This is a genomic window from Nonomuraea sp. NPDC050733 (assembly GCF_040654215.1).
Classification (GTDB): Bacteria; Actinomycetota; Actinomycetes; order Streptosporangiales; family Streptosporangiaceae; genus Nonomuraea.
Genome location: NZ_JBFAHO010000025.1, coordinates 22889 through 38910, shown reverse-complemented (window position 1 = coordinate 38910; position 16022 = coordinate 22889). Strand labels below are relative to the sequence as shown.

The 16022-nt window shown below is 73.1% G+C and carries 16 protein-coding genes; 7 read left to right on the top strand and 9 right to left on the bottom strand.

All coding sequences use genetic code 11. The features are described from left to right. A complete protein-coding gene (locus AB0H64_RS30530) occupies positions 1 to 411 on the top strand; it encodes a hypothetical protein (protein WP_357631518.1) in 411 nt (136 codons plus the stop codon). Here the strand turns inward: AB0H64_RS30530 and AB0H64_RS30525 are convergent. The 4 genes from AB0H64_RS30525 to AB0H64_RS30510 are packed head-to-tail and all read right to left on the bottom strand — an operon-like array spanning position 392 to position 3840. Then, positions 392 to 1171 (bottom strand): M15 family metallopeptidase, encoded by a 780-nt coding sequence (locus tag AB0H64_RS30525; RefSeq protein WP_357631516.1) that lies wholly within the window; start codon positions 1169 to 1171, stop codon positions 392 to 394. The genes AB0H64_RS30530 and AB0H64_RS30525 overlap by 20 nt on opposite strands. 34 nt (positions 1172 to 1205) lie before the next feature. Beyond that, on the bottom strand, positions 1206 to 1454 hold the full coding sequence (locus AB0H64_RS30520; RefSeq protein WP_357631513.1) for a hypothetical protein: 249 nt from the start codon (positions 1452 to 1454) through the stop codon (positions 1206 to 1208). Continuing rightward, on the bottom strand, positions 1451 to 1966 hold the full coding sequence (locus AB0H64_RS30515; protein ID WP_357631511.1) for a hypothetical protein: 516 nt from the start codon (positions 1964 to 1966) through the stop codon (positions 1451 to 1453). Before AB0H64_RS30515 ends, AB0H64_RS30520 begins: the two co-directional genes overlap by 4 nt. Beyond that, the gene (locus tag AB0H64_RS30510) at positions 1963 to 3840 is read right to left on the bottom strand and encodes an MDR family MFS transporter (RefSeq protein ID WP_357631509.1); all 1878 of its coding nucleotides are present in this window, start codon (positions 3838 to 3840) and stop codon (positions 1963 to 1965) included. Before AB0H64_RS30510 ends, AB0H64_RS30515 begins: the two co-directional genes overlap by 4 nt. Positions 3841 to 3966: 126 nt before the next feature. On the opposite strand from AB0H64_RS30510, the gene AB0H64_RS30505 reads away from it, so the two are divergent. Then, positions 3967 to 4581, top strand: a complete 615-nt coding sequence (locus tag AB0H64_RS30505) for a TetR family transcriptional regulator (protein ID WP_357631507.1) — start codon at positions 3967 to 3969, stop codon at positions 4579 to 4581. Here AB0H64_RS30505 and AB0H64_RS30500 read toward each other — a convergent pair. Continuing rightward, positions 4578 to 4940: a cupin domain-containing protein gene (locus AB0H64_RS30500; RefSeq protein WP_357631504.1), complete on the bottom strand. Its 363-nt coding sequence runs from the start codon at positions 4938 to 4940 to the stop codon at positions 4578 to 4580. The genes AB0H64_RS30505 and AB0H64_RS30500 overlap by 4 nt on opposite strands. A gap of 233 nt (positions 4941 to 5173) precedes the next feature. Here AB0H64_RS30500 and AB0H64_RS30495 point away from each other — a divergent pair, with 233 nt between their 5' ends. The 3 genes from AB0H64_RS30495 to AB0H64_RS30485 all read left to right on the top strand — a co-directional run bounded on the left by AB0H64_RS30495 (position 5174) and on the right by AB0H64_RS30485 (position 7242). Further along, positions 5174 to 5671, top strand: coding sequence for a hypothetical protein (locus AB0H64_RS30495; RefSeq protein WP_357631501.1), 498 nt, complete (start codon positions 5174 to 5176; stop codon positions 5669 to 5671). Between the two features lie 177 nt (positions 5672 to 5848). Next, on the top strand, positions 5849 to 6226 hold the full coding sequence (locus AB0H64_RS30490) for a hypothetical protein (RefSeq protein WP_357631499.1): 378 nt from the start codon (positions 5849 to 5851) through the stop codon (positions 6224 to 6226). Beyond that, a complete protein-coding gene (locus AB0H64_RS30485; RefSeq protein WP_357631497.1) occupies positions 6223 to 7242 on the top strand; it encodes a hypothetical protein in 1020 nt (339 codons plus the stop codon). The genes AB0H64_RS30490 and AB0H64_RS30485 overlap by 4 nt, the downstream gene beginning before the upstream one ends. Positions 7243 to 7270: 28 nt before the next feature. Here AB0H64_RS30485 and AB0H64_RS30480 read toward each other — a convergent pair whose 3' ends face one another. Continuing rightward, positions 7271 to 8857, bottom strand: a complete 1587-nt coding sequence (locus AB0H64_RS30480; RefSeq protein WP_357631494.1) for a serine/threonine-protein kinase — start codon at positions 8855 to 8857, stop codon at positions 7271 to 7273. Positions 8858 to 8959: 102 nt separating this feature from the next. Here AB0H64_RS30480 and AB0H64_RS30475 point away from each other — a divergent pair, with 102 nt between their 5' ends. Both AB0H64_RS30475 and AB0H64_RS30470 read left to right on the top strand, forming a co-directional pair. Then, complete coding sequence (locus tag AB0H64_RS30475) at positions 8960 to 9553, top strand: hypothetical protein (protein WP_357631492.1); 594 nt, start codon at positions 8960 to 8962, stop codon at positions 9551 to 9553. Positions 9554 to 9562: 9 nt separating this feature from the next. Then, positions 9563 to 10477 (top strand): hypothetical protein, encoded by a 915-nt coding sequence (locus tag AB0H64_RS30470; protein ID WP_357631488.1) that lies wholly within the window; start codon positions 9563 to 9565, stop codon positions 10475 to 10477. Positions 10478 to 10539: 62 nt separating this feature from the next. Here the strand turns inward: AB0H64_RS30470 and AB0H64_RS30465 are convergent, their stop codons facing one another. The 3 genes from AB0H64_RS30465 to AB0H64_RS30455 form a co-directional block, all read right to left on the bottom strand. After that, positions 10540 to 11553, bottom strand: a complete 1014-nt coding sequence (locus AB0H64_RS30465; protein WP_357631485.1) for an NAD(P)-dependent alcohol dehydrogenase — start codon at positions 11551 to 11553, stop codon at positions 10540 to 10542. A 106-nt stretch (positions 11554 to 11659) separates the two neighbouring features. Further along, positions 11660 to 12832 carry an FAD-dependent monooxygenase gene (locus tag AB0H64_RS30460; protein ID WP_357631482.1) on the bottom strand — a complete coding sequence of 391 codons (1173 nt, stop codon included), beginning with the start codon at positions 12830 to 12832 and terminating at the stop codon, positions 11660 to 11662. A gap of 61 nt (positions 12833 to 12893) precedes the next feature. Next, positions 12894 to 15986, bottom strand: a complete 3093-nt coding sequence (locus AB0H64_RS30455) for a BTAD domain-containing putative transcriptional regulator (protein ID WP_357631479.1) — start codon at positions 15984 to 15986, stop codon at positions 12894 to 12896. Between the last annotated feature and the right edge of the window lie 36 nt (positions 15987 to 16022).

The window sequence follows — 16022 nt, the reverse complement described above, 5'->3', positions numbered from 1 at the left end:
ATGGCCGTGACGGAGCGTCAGCTCGGTGAGCCGATCGGTGTCGGTCACGTCCGCGGCGACCTTGTCGACTCGGCGGGCGCCGCGGCCGCCACCGACCTGTGCCTGCATCTGGTCAGGCTCGACTACGGCGCGGCGGTGGCCAACGCGGCGGCGCGGCTCGCGATCGTCCCTCCTGCACGGCCAGGCGGCCAGGCGCAGTTCATCGAGACCCCGCTGCCCGCCGACCGCGGCACGTCACTCGCCCCCACCCGGGCCTGGGCGCTCGAACACCTCGATCACCCGCTCACCCTCGCGGACCTGGACTCCCTTCGCAAGCACCTGACCGGCCGGGTCGGCCTCACTCCCACGGCCTACCGTGCCGGCTTCACCAGGGTGAGGGGTCAGGCGGGTCTCAGCGGCCGTTCCCGCTGAAGTGCTGGAAGTCCTTGGTGCCCGACCACGCGCCGCCCCAGCCCCAGCCGACCGCGGCGAACGTGCGGACCACGCGGTCGCCCGGGTTGATGACGCCCTTGCCGCGCATCGGGCGATGGGCGTACTTCTTGGCGTTGGCGTGCGCCGTGCCACCCGAGGCCGTCACGTACGGGTTCTCGCGCGGATTGACGTCCACCGCCTCCCCGTAGGCGTGGTTGGACCAGTTGCTCGACCCCGTGGCGGGACGGCAGTTGAAGGCCGAGGTGTTGTCCGCGTCGATGGAGTCGAAGTCGTCGCCCTTGTAGACGTCCACGAGCCGCATCTGCCTGATCGGGTAGCGCATGGCGTACAGCTTCTTGAAGACCGTCACGATGTCGCCGGTGACGGTCTTGCGGACGACCAGCTCGCCGGTGTGGGCGCGGTCGTCCCAGCCCCAGTACGTCATCGTGACCAGGCGCAGGTCGCGGTAGGAGACGGGGCAGCCGGGCCGCCACGAGTACGGCAGGCGGTCACGCGAGATGCGGGTGACCTTGGCCGTGAACGGCGGCGGGCCGGCCTTCGTCGGTTTCGCGGAGCTCGTGGGGGACGGGGAGGAGGGGGCCGGCGTGCTGCCGGCCCCGCTCGTCTCAGGGCTGGAGACCGGGCTGGAGAACGGGGTGGAGGCGGGTGGAGGGCTCTGCGTGGACGAGGCGGCCGGGGCCTGCCCGCCGCACGAGACGGACGCGAGCACCACGAACGCCAAGGTGGCGGCACCTTTCATCTGGCCACCTTATGCGAAGCTCCGTTTCACCAGGTCAGGCCGTGTGGTCCCCCGTGTGCCCGCCGCGCCGGGCGACGGCGCGCAGCGCCGCGCCGGTGTACCCGACGAGCGTCGCGAACGACAGGCCGGCCAGCAGGCCGCCCACCCACAGGTCGTTGACCGTGGCGTCGGAGAAGCCGGCGCCGCGCGGCTGGTAGCCGACGACGAACGGGGCGGCGACCAGCCAGAGGCCGGCCAGGAACAGCAGGACGAGGGCGACGACGCCCGCCTTGGCCTTGTTCATCGGTGGTCCTCCGCTCCGACGAAGCCGTTCGGGCGGGCCGGCTCGTGCTCGTGCCTGCCCGTGTGGCCGGGGGTGAACAGGTTCGGGTGCTGGTCGCCTGCCTGGCGCGGGGCGGGGCGTTCGGTGGTGGCCAGGTCGGCGTTCAGGTCGGCGCGCAGCGCCTCGACGAGCGGGGCGAGCAGCGCGGCGAGCTCGGCCGACGACGGCTGCGGCACGCCGGAGGCGACGGGCGGCGCGGGGACGGGCTCCGGCTCCGGCTCCGGTTCGGGCCGCTGCCGTACGGTGACCAGGCCGCGCTCCACGAGCGTCTCCCGGATGGCGGAGGCGAAGAGGGCGGCGCCCGCGAGCCCGACGACGGCCACGCCGAGGCCGGTGAAGAACTCGGTCGTCGTCGCGTCGGTCCAGTCGTCGCCGGAGGGCTGCGTGCCCAGGGCGAAGGGGGCGAGCATGAGCCAGAGCCCGGCCAGGAACGCCAGGGCGGCCGCGACCGCCCCCGCGAACTTGCGGATCATCGTGTGGTCCTTCCGGAGACGAGGTCTGCGTACGTTCTGCCCGACCGTGGCGTCCCGGGGTGTGCGGACGCGGGGGACGGCGGGGCGCCAGGAGGTTGTGGCGTAGCGGCGTGGGAGATCAGGGCGCGTGAGGTGGGCCGCAGCACCGTGCGGGCGACCGAGCGGGCGCGCTCGGCCTCGGTGCGGTGGTCGTCGGCCGGCGCCATCCGGGCGACGGCGCTGAGCAGCGCCGACGATCGGCCGTTCACCAGCTCCACGCGCTGCGCCACCAGCTCGAGCAGCAGACCGGCGAGCACGAGGTCGTCCTTGCTGAGCGGCGCCGACGCCGGCTCGGCGGCGGCGGGCTGCTGGGCGGCCGGTGCCGAGGAGGCGCCGCGCAGCGGCAGCTCCTTGAGGAAGACCACGGCGACGAAGCCGAGCAGCGTGATCGGCACTCCCACGAGGAACACCGTCTCCAGCCCCCGGGTGAACGACTCCAGCACGATGCCCCTGATCGGCTCGGGCAGGTGCTGGATCTCGCTGGGGCTGCCCAGGGACATCGAGGCCCCTCCGGGGACCTTGACGTGCCGGGCGGCGAGCAGGCCGGTCATCTCGTCCTTGAGCCGGTTCAGCAGGATCGCGCCGAACGCGGCCACGCCGACGGCGCCGCCGAGCGACCGGAAGAACGAGACACCGGACGTGGTGGAGGCCATGTCGCGCGGCTCGGAGCCGTTCTGCGCGGCCAGGATGAGCATCTGCATGGACAGGCCGAGCCCGAGGCCCAGCACGGCCACGTCGATCCCGATCAGCCACTGGCTGGAGTCGACGTGCAGCCGCGACAGCAGGAACTGGCCCACGGCGACGATCAGCAGCCCGGCCACGGGGAAGATCTTCCACTTGCCGGTACGGGTGACGATGCGGCCCGAGACGACGCCGGAGACGAACAGCGAGAGGACCATGGGCAGGGTCATCAGGCCGGAGTTGGCCGGGCTGAGGCCCTTGACGATCTGGAGGTACTGCGGCAGGTAGATCATCGCGCCGAACATCGCCATGCCGACGAACAGGGAGGCGGCGCTGGTCAGCACGAACGTGCGGTTGCGGAACAGCCGGGGCGGCAGGATGGGCGTGCGGGCGGTGCGCTCGGCCAGCACGGCCAGGGCCAGCATGAGCACGCTGGTGGCGCCGAGCAGGTACGTCCACGGGGAGTTCCACTCGAACTCCTGCCCGCCGAGCGTGAGCAGCAGCATGAGGGCCGTGGCGCTGCCGGTGATCGTGGTGGCGCCCCAGATGTCGATCGTGGTGTCCCGCTTGATCCTGGGCAGCTTCAGCACCCGCTGGATCACCACGAAGGCGACCACCGCGAACGGCACCACGACGTAGAAGCACCAGCGCCAGCCGAGCCAGTCGGCGTCCACGATGAACCCGCCGAGCAGCGGCCCGGCGACCGTGGAGATGCCGAAGACGGCGCCCATGTAGCCGGAGTAGCGGCCGCGCTCGCGGGGCGACACGATGTCGCCGAGGATCACCTGCGCGAGGGCGGACAGGCCGCCGACGCCGATGCCCTGCACGGCCCGTGCCCCGATGAGCTGACCCATGTCCTGGGACAGGCCGGCCACGAGGGAGGCGGCGACGAACAGGCCGAGGGCGATCTGGAAGAGCAGCTTGCGGCCGAAGATGTCGGACAGCTTGCCCCACAGCGGCGTGGACACGGTCATCGTGAGCATGGTGGCGGAGGCGACCCAGGAGTACTGGTCCTGGCCGCCGAGCTCGCCGACGATCGTCGGCAGAGCCGTGCCGACCACCGATGTCGAGATCATCGAGGTCAGCATGGCGAGCATGAGCCCCGACATCACCTTCAGAATCTCGCGGTGGGTGTAATGCCGCGTCTGAGTCATCAGGGCGTCATGCCTCCTTTTCGGAGTGGTGCGGGTGAAGCCGAGCGAATGAGCACGAATCGCTCTAGTATACGTACGTTTACTAGCCGCGCGGCAAGTGGGGTCCCAGGCGCTAGAGTTTGCGGGGTGGACCATGTCCAGGTGGAGGCGCGGCCGAGGGATCGCGAGGCGACGCGGGGCCGCCTGCTCGCCGCCGCCCGCGCGCTGTTCGCCGAGCACGGGTACGAGCACGTCACCGTACGCATGATCGCCGCCGCGGCCGGGGCCAACCTCTCCCTGGTCGGCCGCTACTTCGGGTCGAAGGCCGGGCTGTTCCGCGAGGTCCTCGCCGGGGAGCCGACCCTCACCCACGTCCTCGACGGCGACCGGGCCGGGCTGCCCGCGCGGCTGGCCGAGTACGCCGCGCTGCGCATGCACGCCGACCCCGAGAGCCGCATCCTGCGCTCGCTCGAACGCTCGGCCGGCGACCCCGAGATCCGGCAGCTCGTCGGCGAGCGGGTGCGCACGGCCCTGGTCGAGCCGCTGGCCGCGCGCCTCGACGGGCCCGACGCGATGGCCCGCGCCCGGCTGGCGACGGCGGTGTTCCTGGGGGTGGGGGCGGTGCGCCGCAACCTCGGGCCGGAGGAGCCGACCCCGGCCGACCTCGCCCGCCTGACCGCCGCGTTCGAGGCCTGCCTGGGGGACATGACGACGCCGGGAGCCGCCGACGCGGCCCCCGGCGATCAACCTTCGGCCGGTTAGGCGTCCTTCGCCTTGGCGTACTCCGCGGCCCCGCCCGCGAAGTCGAACACGATGGCCGCCTCGTCGCCGACCACCCACGCGTCGTGTCCCGGCGGTGCGACGAAGACCTCACCGGGGCCGATCTCGGCCTCGGTGCCGTCGTCCATGCGGATGCGGAGCCTGCCCTTGGCGACGAAGCCGTTGTGATGGACCTCGCACGACTCGGTGCCGGCGATCGGCTTCACGGACGCCGACCAGCGCCACCCCGGCTCGAACGTGGCCACGCCGAAGGTCAGGCCGCTCAGGTTGCAGACCTCCAGGTGCCCCATCGGGAAGTCGCGGCGCTCGTCGGGCTTGTCGATGCTCTTGACTTCGATCATGACGTCCCCCTTCGTCACCTTTGAGTGTTTCATCACCCGTTTGGGGCTACAAGGTCGTTTCGGGGGAGGCGCGACCGGCTCAGACAATCTTCACGTTCATCTCAACGTATAGGAATGCGGGCCTCAGGGCAGGCCAAGACAGCGCTTCTAGGTTCTTCCCGAAGGCGGCTCCAGGGGGGGGTCAACCGGACTCCACGAGCCGCCGGAGATCGGGGATTCGTTCCATGCGTTCCATGCGTTCCATGCGTTTCATGAAGCCGTTCGCCGTCGGTGTCACCAGTGCCGCTCTGCTCGCCGTGCCGTTCGCGGGCGTCTCGCTCGCCGCCACGAGCCCGGCCAAGGACCCGGCCCACACCACCACGACGACCCACCCGGCCACCCGCCCCGAGGACCGGGCGGTGAGCCGGGTCAAGGACGACTCCCGGCTCTCGGTCAAGGCCGAGGTCACCCCCGGCGAGGTCGCCGCCGGCGACTCCTACCGGGTCACGATCCTCGCCGCGGGCGCCCGGCGGGACACCACGGCCACGGTGAAGAGCCCGCAGGGGGCCACGTACAAGGTGACGCTGAAGGACGGCAGGGCCGTCAAGACGCTGACCGTCCCGCGCACCACCAGGCCGGGCCGCTACCGGGTGGGCGTGACGGTCGCCGGCCGGGTGACGACGGCCGAGTTCACCGTGACGCGCGACGACGACCACGGCCGCGACCGCGGCCACCACCCGTCCGGCGAGTGACCGGGCCCCGTCCGCGGGCCGGCGGGGAGGGCCGGCCCGCGGCTCTGGGCGAACAGCCGGTGAACGCCGGATGCCGGAAAGCGTAGACGTGATCGTAACCACGGGGAGACGCGCCGGACATCTCACATGGTGAGCATGACAGCATGACGATCCCGTCCGTCCGAACAGCGGTGAGCGATGGCAGAGCCCCCTCCTGACGGGCCGTCGCGGCCGGTCCTCGACCTCGACCACGAACAGCTCAGGAAGCGGGCCGCGCCCGCCTTCGACGACGCCTCGGCGGCCGTGCGGGAGGCTGTGCGGAAGGCCGCCGACATGCTGGGGGCACTGGGCGGCTGGCCGGTGAACGAGCCGGCCGACAAGGCGTTCGTCGAGTGGTACAAGCCGAAGCGCGACGAGATGCTCCGCATGATCGAGGACTTCGCGACCGTGTACGCGGACATCGCCGACGGCATCCTGACCATGCGCCACAACGTGGCCGTCGTCGACTGGGGCCTCGCCGACGACATCAGGCTCGCGGACGTGCCGGTCTACACATGGCCGGAGGACGGGCCGTGATCCCCGTCAGGCCGATGCTGTCGCCGACGGCCCTGAACGGGGCCAGGGTCCTGTCGCCCGCCACGCTGATGACGACCCTGCTCGTGGCCTCCGCCGGGACGATGGTCGCCCTGCGCATCTACGCGGGCGTCACCGCTCCGGAGATCGACCCGGCGGAGCTGCGCAAGGCCGCCGCCGCCTTCCGCGAGCTGGCCGACGACCTGAACGGCCCCGAGCCGCCTCCCGCGAACGGCGACACCGGCGGAGTCGCCGGCATGGCCGACCGCGCCGCCGCCTCGGTGTGGAACAACAACGGCGGCGAGGGGGTGGACGCCTTCGCCCGGCTCTACATCCTGCGGATCATGGGCTTCCCGGCCGCGTTCGCCAAGGACTGCCGCGTAATCGCCGCCGGCTGCGACGCGTACGCCGACCTGGTGGAGGGCGTGCGCAAGCAGCTCGCCGAGCTGGACAAGGCCATCGTGCAGCTCCTGTGGCTGGTCTGCTTCCAGCCGTTCACGACCATGCTGTACGGCGCGGCGCAGGCGATGGCCGCCGCCCAGATGGCCCGGCTGGTGAAGCTGGCCCAGACCGCCAAGGCCGTCTTCGGGATGAACGTCGGCCGCATCCTGCAGATCTGCCTGCCGAAGTACGTGCTGACCACGCTCAACTACGCCGCCATCGACGGCACCGCCTACGCCGCCGGAGCGCTCACGCTGGACGCGACGAGCGACGCCGCCCACGGCCGGCCGACGAGGTCGGCGGGCGAGAACGCCCACGAGTTCGGGGGCATCGTCGCCGGGAACACCGGCTACGTCCTCGGCTACGACCTGGCCAAGCTGGGTCTGCCCGGTCCCGCCACGCGCGGCGGCGAGCTGGTGGCGCGGCTGTTCGGCTCGGGGTTCGGCTACACGCCGGTCAAGAGCGCCGTGGACGGCGACGGCGACATCATGACGACGCCGGAGGAGTGGGCGAGCAAGGTCGAGGGCCACGGCCTGCGGGCCCTCATCTTCCCCCCGGGCTGGAAGTTCGGTCGCTGAACCCCGCCGCCGGCCACGGCCACCCTGGTCAGCCGCCGCTCTGCGGCATCACATTGAGAATCTTGCCCTTCGTGTCCGCCACCAGGTACCCGGCGCCGTACTCGTCCACGAGGTAGTACATGATGGCCGGCTTGTTGCTCGCGAACGGCGAGGCGCCTTCGACGATCATGTACCGCATGGTCGGCTTCGCGACGCCGAGCCGCCGGTCGGCCGTGCGGCGCAGGCTCGGGAGGAAAGCCCAGTCGATCGAGCTGAGCGTGGTCGCCTTCTGGCCCGGGGTGATCGTGCCTCCGGCGGCCCGGGTCACCTGGCCGTCCCGGTAGGTGTAGCGGTCGTACACGCCCTTCCTGGTGCGTACCGGGGCATCGGCGATCGCGTAACCCTCGTACAGGACGAGCCTGAAGAAACCGGTGCCGCCCGACGCCTTCTCCAGGGCCGCGACGGCGGTGCGGACGCCGGCGGGCGTCGTCAGGTTCACCGCCTTCTCCTCCTCGGTCTCGGTGGGGTCGATGAGCTGGTCGTCATCGGTGCCGGCGCTCCCGGTGGGCGGTGTCGTACGTGAGACGGTGAGGTTGGCGTCGCCCTGCAGCCGGGGGGCGACGATCAGGCCGGCGGTGATGATGCCGCCGACGGCGGCCACGCCGGCGATCGTCACCGCCCGGCTCCAGGCGGAGCGCTTCCGCACGGGGCCCGTGGGCAGGCCCGCGTAGGGGTGCTGCGGTCCGGTCGGGAACGCGTGGCGGGGAGCCTGCGGCATGGCCGCCCCCGCGTTCGCGGGGTGGCCGGCCGCCTGCTCCGCCGCCTGGGCCAGCATCCGGTCCAGGTCGGCCACCGGCGGGCGCGCGGCCGGGTCGGGTGTCAGCAGGGCCCGCAGCACGTTCTCCAGCGGCCCCGCCCGGAGCGCCGGCGGCACCTGGGCGTTCATGACCGCCGCGAGCGTGGCGATCGGGGTGTCGCGGCGCAGCGGGTGGCGGCCCTCGACCGCCACGTACAGCAGCATGCCCAACGACCACAGGTCCGAGGCGGGATCGCCCTCGTAGCCGCGCAGCCGTTCCGGCGCGATGTACTCGGGCGAGCCCACGACGTCGCCGCTGGCCGTGAGCCCGGGGGAGTCGAGCATGGCCGCGATGCCGAAGTCGGTCAGCACCGGGCTGCCGTCGGGGCGCAGCAGGACGTTCGCCGGCTTCACGTCGCGATGGCAGATCCCCGCCTCGTGGGCGGTCCCTAACGCGGCCAGGATCCCGCGCCCCAGCCACGCCGCCTCGGCGGGCGTCATCGGGCCCTGGGCCAGCCGGTCGGCCAGCGACCGGCCGCGTACCAGCTCCATGACGATCCACGGGTGCGCCAGGGCCGGCGTGTCCACGATGTGGTGGATGGTCACCACGTTCGGATGGTCGAGCCGGGCCAGGGCGCGGGCCTCGCGCAGCACCCGTTCGCGCATCATGCGGGCCCGGCTGGAGTCGGGGTCGGGGGAGTCGGACGGCCGGACCTCCTTGAGCGCGACCTCACGTTGCAGGGCCAGGTCGTAGGCACGCCACACCGTGCCCATGCCGCCGCTGCCCAACCGTCCGACCAGCTCGAAGCGGCCGTCGATGACCGTACGCCCGGATGTCACAGCGCACAGCCTAGGGCCGACAAAGGGGATGACTCGGGTTGATCCCCTCTTATGTACCCGGCAAGATATCCGGACGCCCCTTTCCTCCAATTTCTGGATCACATGTCATACCGAAAGCTCCTCCCAGCGATCATCCTGGCGGCCGCGGTCACCACCGTCGCCGCGTCACCGGCCAGCGCCAACGGCTTCGGCTCCGGCAACGGCTGCTGCCCCTTCGCCGACAACGGCAAGCACTGGTACAACTACGCGTCCCTGGAGACCCGCACCCGCACCGCCGTGAAGGCCGCGCTGGTGAACCTGGACTCCCAGACCGACATGACCATCGCCGGCGACAGCACGCCCGACCCGAGCACCGACGTCGAGGCGTTCGACCGCTACTACGTCGACCATTGGGACCTCGACTGGGACGGCTCCAGCACGGGCTACAACCTGTTCGCGTACTCGAAGTGCGTCAAGACCATCGCCCCGGCCACCAGCGGCCAGCCGTGGCGCTGCGACCAGTACGAGATCCGCTACGACCTGCGCGACATCGACTGGATGACCGCGACCCAGCGGCAGGCCCTGGCGTGCCACGAGGTCGGGCACACGGTCGGCCTCGACCACTCCACCGAGTCGACGTCCTGCCTGAAGACCGGCGCGCACAAGATCATCAAGTACAGCGCGCACGACGTCGCCCACATCAACGGCCGCTACTAGGAGACCGGGATGCGAAACCTCAAGCTCCTCACGGCCGCCGTCGCGGCCGTCGCCTCCATCGCCGGCTGCGCGGCCCAGCAGAGCACCGCCCAGCAGAGCGCCGCCCAGCAGCAGCCCTCGCGGTCCTTCTGGTCCCAGCTCCACGCCGAGGCCGGCGGGACCGGACAGTACCTGTTCGACTCGCTCGACGACATCACGCCCGGCGCCCGGTCCTCCGGCGCGTTCCGCCCGGCCGCCGCGCTGGTGGAGGGCACGGTCGTCGGCGTCGAGCCCGGCATCGCGTACGCCTCGGACAACGACTCGCCGACGCCTCGGGTCGTGCCGTACGACAGCGCGGAGGCGGCGATCCGCTGGGCCAGCGTCGTGGTCAAGGTCGACAAGGTCCTCGCCGGCAAGCTCGGCCGCGGCTACACCGGCGGGCAGATCCGGCTGCGGGTCGAGCAGCCCACCGGCACCACGCTCGACGGCCTCCGCCAGTCGATCGGCACGGCCGGCCGCGGGCTGTTCTACGTGGACAGCGCCCTCTCCCGGGCTCGGCGCCGGGCCGCGTCGCCGCAGGCGCAGGCGTACCAGGCGTCCGTGCAGATCCCGATCGGGCAGGGCGTGTTCATCGAGGAGAAGCCGGGCGCGGCGCTGGTCGCCCCGCTCACGGACGAGAACCGTGCCGCCCAGCTCCTCGGGGACGGCGGCGAGCAGAGCGCGCAGCCCACGCCCACGTCGCCGCAGGCCACGCCCACGCCCACGGCCACGGGTGCCTCGCCCTCCGCCCAGCCCAGCTCGACGGCGGCCTCGCCGCGGTCCACGGCCACGGGCGCCACCCCGCAGCTCAGGTCCGCCGGTGACTCGCCGCTGGCCCGGCTCCGCGGCCGCGTCCAGCGCGCCGCCTGCGAGACGGGCACGGCCACGGACCGCTCCGCCTGCTGACGAGCCCGCCTGCTGACGAGCGCGGCTGCTGACGAGCGCACGGCTGAGAGCCCCGGTGGCTCTCAGCCGTGGCTGATGACGACCTTGCCGAAGCCGCCGCCCGCCTCGCAGTAGCGGTACGCCTCGTGGACGTCCTCGAACGGGAACACCCGGTCGATCACGGGACGCAGCCGGTGCGTGGCGACGGCGCGGTTGACCTGGAGGAAGTGGGCCCGGCTGCCCGTCGCCACCCCGCGCAGCACCGCGCCCGCCCCGAACAGCAGCGCCGGGTCGACCGGCCTGGCCCCCTCGGCGCCGGACAGCCGGTAGCCGACGAACGCCACCTCGCCGCCGAACGCCACCGACTTCAACGACTGCTCCAGCGGCCCCGCCGGGTCCACGACGCGGTCGGCGCCCAGCCCGCCGGTCAGCGCGCGGACCTCCTCCGACCACGACGGGTTCGCCCGGTAGTCGATCACCTCGTCGGCGCCCAGCTTCCGCAGCCGCTCCGCCTTGTCCGGGCCGGACGTCGTCACGATCACCCGGGCGCCGGCCAGCTTGGCGAACATCAGTGTGAACAGCGACACCCCGCCCGAGCCGAGCGTCAGCACGGTCTGGCCCGGCCGCGGGGCGCCGCCGGAGGTCAGCGCGTTCCACGCGGTCACGGCCGCCAGCGGCAGCGCCGCCGCCTCCTCGTACGACAGGTGCTCGGGGACGGGCACCACGCCGTCCTCGCCCAGCACCGCGTACTCGGTCAGCACGCCGTCGGTCATGGTGCCGAGCTGGGCGGCGTTCTCCATCAGGAACGGCCCGTCCAGCCAGCGCGGGAACACGGTGGCCGCCACCCGGTCGCCCGGCCTGACCCGGGTCACGCCCTCGCCGACGGCCACGACCTCGCCCGCGCCCTCGCAGCCGGGCACGACGCCTGGCGTGATCGGCAGCGGGTAGTCGTTCGCCAGCACCATCAGGTCGCGAAACCCCAGCCCGTTCGCGCCGATCCGGACCACGACCTGTCCGCGTCCGGGCGCGGGCTCGTCCCGCTCCTCGACGGTCAGCCCGGCGAGACCGCGTCCCGGCCGCAGGTGATAGCTCCTCATCGCACGTCCTTCCTCACGCTTCGGCTACGTGGGGATCGTCCGGGCGAGCCATGGCATCCGGCAATTCCCCTCAGGGAATGGCGTGGCCCCATAAGAGCGGCGCCGGTCACCTGGTCGTGCCGCTGAGCAGCGACGAGTAGTCCTTCAGGGTGATGTTCCCGGCGAAGTCGTCCGTCATCTTCATCATGAGCTTGAGCATGAAGCCCACCTTGAACGTCCAGTTGCGCATCCGGATGCGGGCGTTCGACGGGGGCGCCAGCCACGGACCGGCGTTGCCCTTCTCGGAGACCTTGGCGTACTCGCGGAAGCCCTCCTCGTAGCGCCGGAACGCCACCCGGTGGTCGCCGCCGGCCACCGCCAGCTCGCCCGCCAGCACGTACGCCCCCACCAGCGCCAGCCCCGACCCGAACCCGCCCAGCGTGTTGGCGTAGGCCGCGTCGCCCAGCAGCGCCACCCGCCCCCGGGAGTACCGGTCGATCTTCACCCGGCTGATCGAGTCGAGGTAGAAGTCGCCGGTGCGGCGCACCGCGTCCAGGACCTCGGGCGTCCGCCAGCCCATCCCGGCGTAGGCGTCGAGGACGATCCGCTTCATCGCCTCGGTGTCGTAGCGGTCGTAGTCGAGGCGCGGGGAGGAGAAGACGAAGAAGGCCGACGCCTTGGGGCCGCCGGCGGCGACCATCCTGCCCGGCTCGTTGTAGATCTGCGCCTGCGCGCCGAACCGCTCGGGCACCTCGGCCAGGGCGTAGTAGTGACCGAGGAACTCGACGTAGTCCGACTCGGGGCCGAAGGCCAGGCGCCGGACGTTCGAGTGGATGCCGTCGGCCCCGATCACCAGGTCGAACGTGCGCGGAGCGGACCGCTCGAAGGTGACGTGCACCCCGCCGGGGGTCTCGGTGAGCGAGGTGATCGAGTCGCCGAAGACGTACGCGCAGCCGGCCTCGACGCTCCTGTCGTACACCAGCCGGGCCAGGTCGCCGCGGGCGATCTCCAGCTCGCCGCCGCTGAACTCGCCGGGCAGCACCGCGAGCGCCCGGCCGCGGGTGTCGACGAAGGTCTGGTCGGTGCCGCCGGTCTGCAGGCGGCGCACGTCGTCCAGGATGCCCATGCGGCGCAGGACCGTCAGGTGGACGTCGCCCTTGAAGTCGACGGCCTGGCCGCCGGGGCGCAGGACGGGGGCCTTCTCGATGATCGTGACGCGGAAGCCGTAGCGGGCGAGCCAGTAGCCGAGGGCGGGGCCGCCGACGCTGGCACCGGAGATGAGGACGTTGGTGTTCTGCATGTCCACGACTCTCGCGGTGCGTGCTGACACCCCGGGGACAACCGGCTGACAGTACGGCCCGTCAGCCCACGAGGGCTGACAGCGCCTCCTCGCCGCTGAGCGCGGCGCCTTTGGCGAAGTGCGCGGCGAACGCGTCCGCGCCCAGCCGCCCGGTCGCCCCCGCGGCGACCCTGGCGACGTCCCGATCGCCCGTGACGGTCGTTCCGCGCAGCGCCGCACCCACTCCCAGCAGGTACGCCGCACGCTCGGCCGCGCCTTCGAGCAGCGCCAGCCCCGCGTTGCCCTCGGCGATCCCGGCCGCGTCGGCCGGCACCACCGTGCGCGCCAGCTCCAGCGCCTCGCCGTGCCTGCGCCTGGCCTCGGCGCGATCTCCCTCGACCTCGGCCAGCCGGCCGAGCGCGGTGCACGCGATCGGCCTGAAGCCCTCGGTCACGTACGCACCGGGAACGGCGGCCTCCAGCACGGCGGTGTAGCGGGCCCGCGCCTCGTCGTGCTCACCGGAGAACCGGGACAGGTCGCCCCACGCCATGTCCAGCAACGGCACCGCGCGCGACGTGCCCGTCCGGCGGGCCAGCTCGGTGGCGCGTTCGAGGTCGGCGCGGGCCGCGTCCAGGTCGCCCTCCCGCATCAGCCCCGCCGACCTGCGGCAGAGGACGTCCACCAGCTCCTCCGCCGCGCCGAGCTGCTCGTGCAGGTCGACGGCCTGACCCCAGAGCCGTCTGGCGCCCGCCCAGTCGCCGCGCCGGCTCGCGATCATCGCCAGCCATTCGAGGCCCTGCGCCGTCCCCCAGCGCTCACCTGCGGCGCGGAAGCGGGCCAGCGTCTCCTCCAGCAGGCGCTCGCTCTCGGCCACCCGGCCGCCGAGCAGCAGGATCAACGCCTCTCCCAGCGTGGACACGGCCTGGCTCCACGGGTCGGAGCCGAGCAGCCGCCCGCGCCGCCGGGTGGTCTCCGTCTCGGCCGGCCCCGCCGTCATGCCCCAGAACACGGCCAGGAACGGGTGGCGCAGCTCGCCGTCCAGTGTCTTCATGATGTCCGTGGCCCGCGCCCACTGCTCGTGGGACACGTCCGGCACGGCCTGCAGCACGCACAGGACGTACTCCTCCTCCAGCCCCGCGACGGGCTCGCCGCCGATCCGGTCGAGCAGCCGCGCCGCGGACGAGGTGATCTGCCCGCGCCGCCCGCTCAGCCACGAGTACGCCGCCAGGGCCGCGACCAGCCGCGACGCCGTCTCCGGGTCCTCCTCGACGGTGTGCCGGAGCGCGGCCCGCAGGTTGTCGTACTCCGCGGAGAGCCTGGCCAGCCAGTCGAGCTGCTCGGCCCGCCGCAGCCACGGGTCGGCCTCCCGGGCCAGGGCGAGGAACCAGGCGGCGTGCGCGTCCCGGGTCCGCCGCTGCTCTCCCGCCTCGGCCAGCCGCTCGGCGCAGAACAGGCGGATCGTGTCGAGCATCCGGTACCGTCCGCCGTCGGCCTCGACGAGCGACTTGTCGACCAGGTTGGCCAGCACGTCGCCGTCACCGCAGACGGACTCGGCCGCCTCCAGCGACGCGCCGCCCGCGAACACCGAGAACCGCCTCGCCACCTCCTGCTCCTCCGGGGTGAGCAGGCTCCAGCTCCACTCGACCACGGCGTGCAGGGTGCGGTGCCTGGCCGCCGCCGTCCGGTCGCCGCGGGAGAGCAGCTTGAAGCGGCCGTGCTCGTTCAGCCGGGCGGCGATCTCCGCCGGGGTGAACGTGCGCAGCCGCGCCGCCGCCAGCTCGATGGCCAGCGGCAGGCCGTCCAGGGTGGCGCAGATCTCGGCGCAGGCGGCCGCGACCTCCGGGCCGGCCGCGAACCCAGGCCGGACGGCGGCGGCCCGCTCGGCGAACAGCCGTACGGCCGGGTAGTCGAGGGCGTCCGCGGGGTCGGTGCCCGGCGGCGGCACGGCGAGCGGCGCGAGGGGGACCAGCATCTCGCCGGTGAGCCCGAGCGGCTCCCGGCTGGTCGCCATGACCGCGACGCCGGGGCAGGCGTCCAGCAGCCGCCGGACCAGCTCGGCGGCGGCGGCCACCACGTGCTCGCAGTTGTCCAGCACGAGCAGCAGCGACTGGTCGGCGAGAGCGGCGACGAGGCGGTCCACCGGGTCCGGACGGTCCAGCGCGGGCGCCTGCAACCCGGCCTCGCGCAGCCCGAGCGCGCCCAGCACGGCCGGGGCCACCTGCGGCCCGTCGTCGACCGACGACAGATCGGCGAACCCCGCCTCCCGCCCCGGAGCCGCCCTGTGGACGGCCTCGACGGCGAGCCGCGTCTTGCCCGTGCCGCCGGGACCGACGATGGTGACCAGCCGGGCGTCGCCGAGCGCGGCGATCCTGGCCAGCTCCTCCTCCCGGCCGATCAACCGGTTGAGCGGGGCGGGCACCCGCCGCCTGGGAACCTGCTCCCTCCGCCCCTCGCCGCGCAGGATCGCCAGGTGCAGCGCGGCCAGCTCCGAAGCCGGGTCGGTCCCCAGCTCCTCGGCCAGCAGCCGCCGTACCTCGTCGTAGACCGCCAGCGCGGCGGCCTGCTGCCCGGACGCGTGCAGCGCCCGCATGAGCTGGCCGCGCAGCCGCTCGCGCAGCGGGTGGGCCGCCACCAGCTCGCGCAGCTCGGCGACCGAGGTCCCGCCGGGCAGGGCCAGCTCGGCCTCCGCCAGGTCCTCCCTGGCCGCCAGCCGCGCCTCCTCCAGCCGCGCCGCCTGCGGCGGGGCGAACGGCGCGTCGGCCACGTCGGCCAGCGCGGGCCCGCGCCACAAAGCCAGCGCCTCCTTCAGCACCCGGGCGGCCGGCTCGTGCTGCCCCGCGGCCAGCAGCTCCCGCCCTTCCCGGGCCAGCCGCTCGAACCGGTGCGCGTCGACATCCTCCGGCTCCACCGCCAGCCGGTACCCGGCGCCGTGGAACTCCACCAGCCCGGCCGGCAGGTTCCGGCGCAGCCGGGAGACGTGGGCCTGGATGGCGTTGGCCGCCCCGGCGGGCGGGTCGTCGCCGTACTGGCCGTCGATGAGCCGCTCGACGCCGACCAGCCGCCCGGCGTCGAGCAACAGCAACGCGAGCAGTGCCCGGGGGCGCGGCCCGCCCACGGCGACCGCCTCACCGGCGGCCGTCCGCACCTCAAGCGACCCGAGGATTCCGAACTGCACGGCACCGATTCTGTCCCATCCGCCCGGCATGTTCCG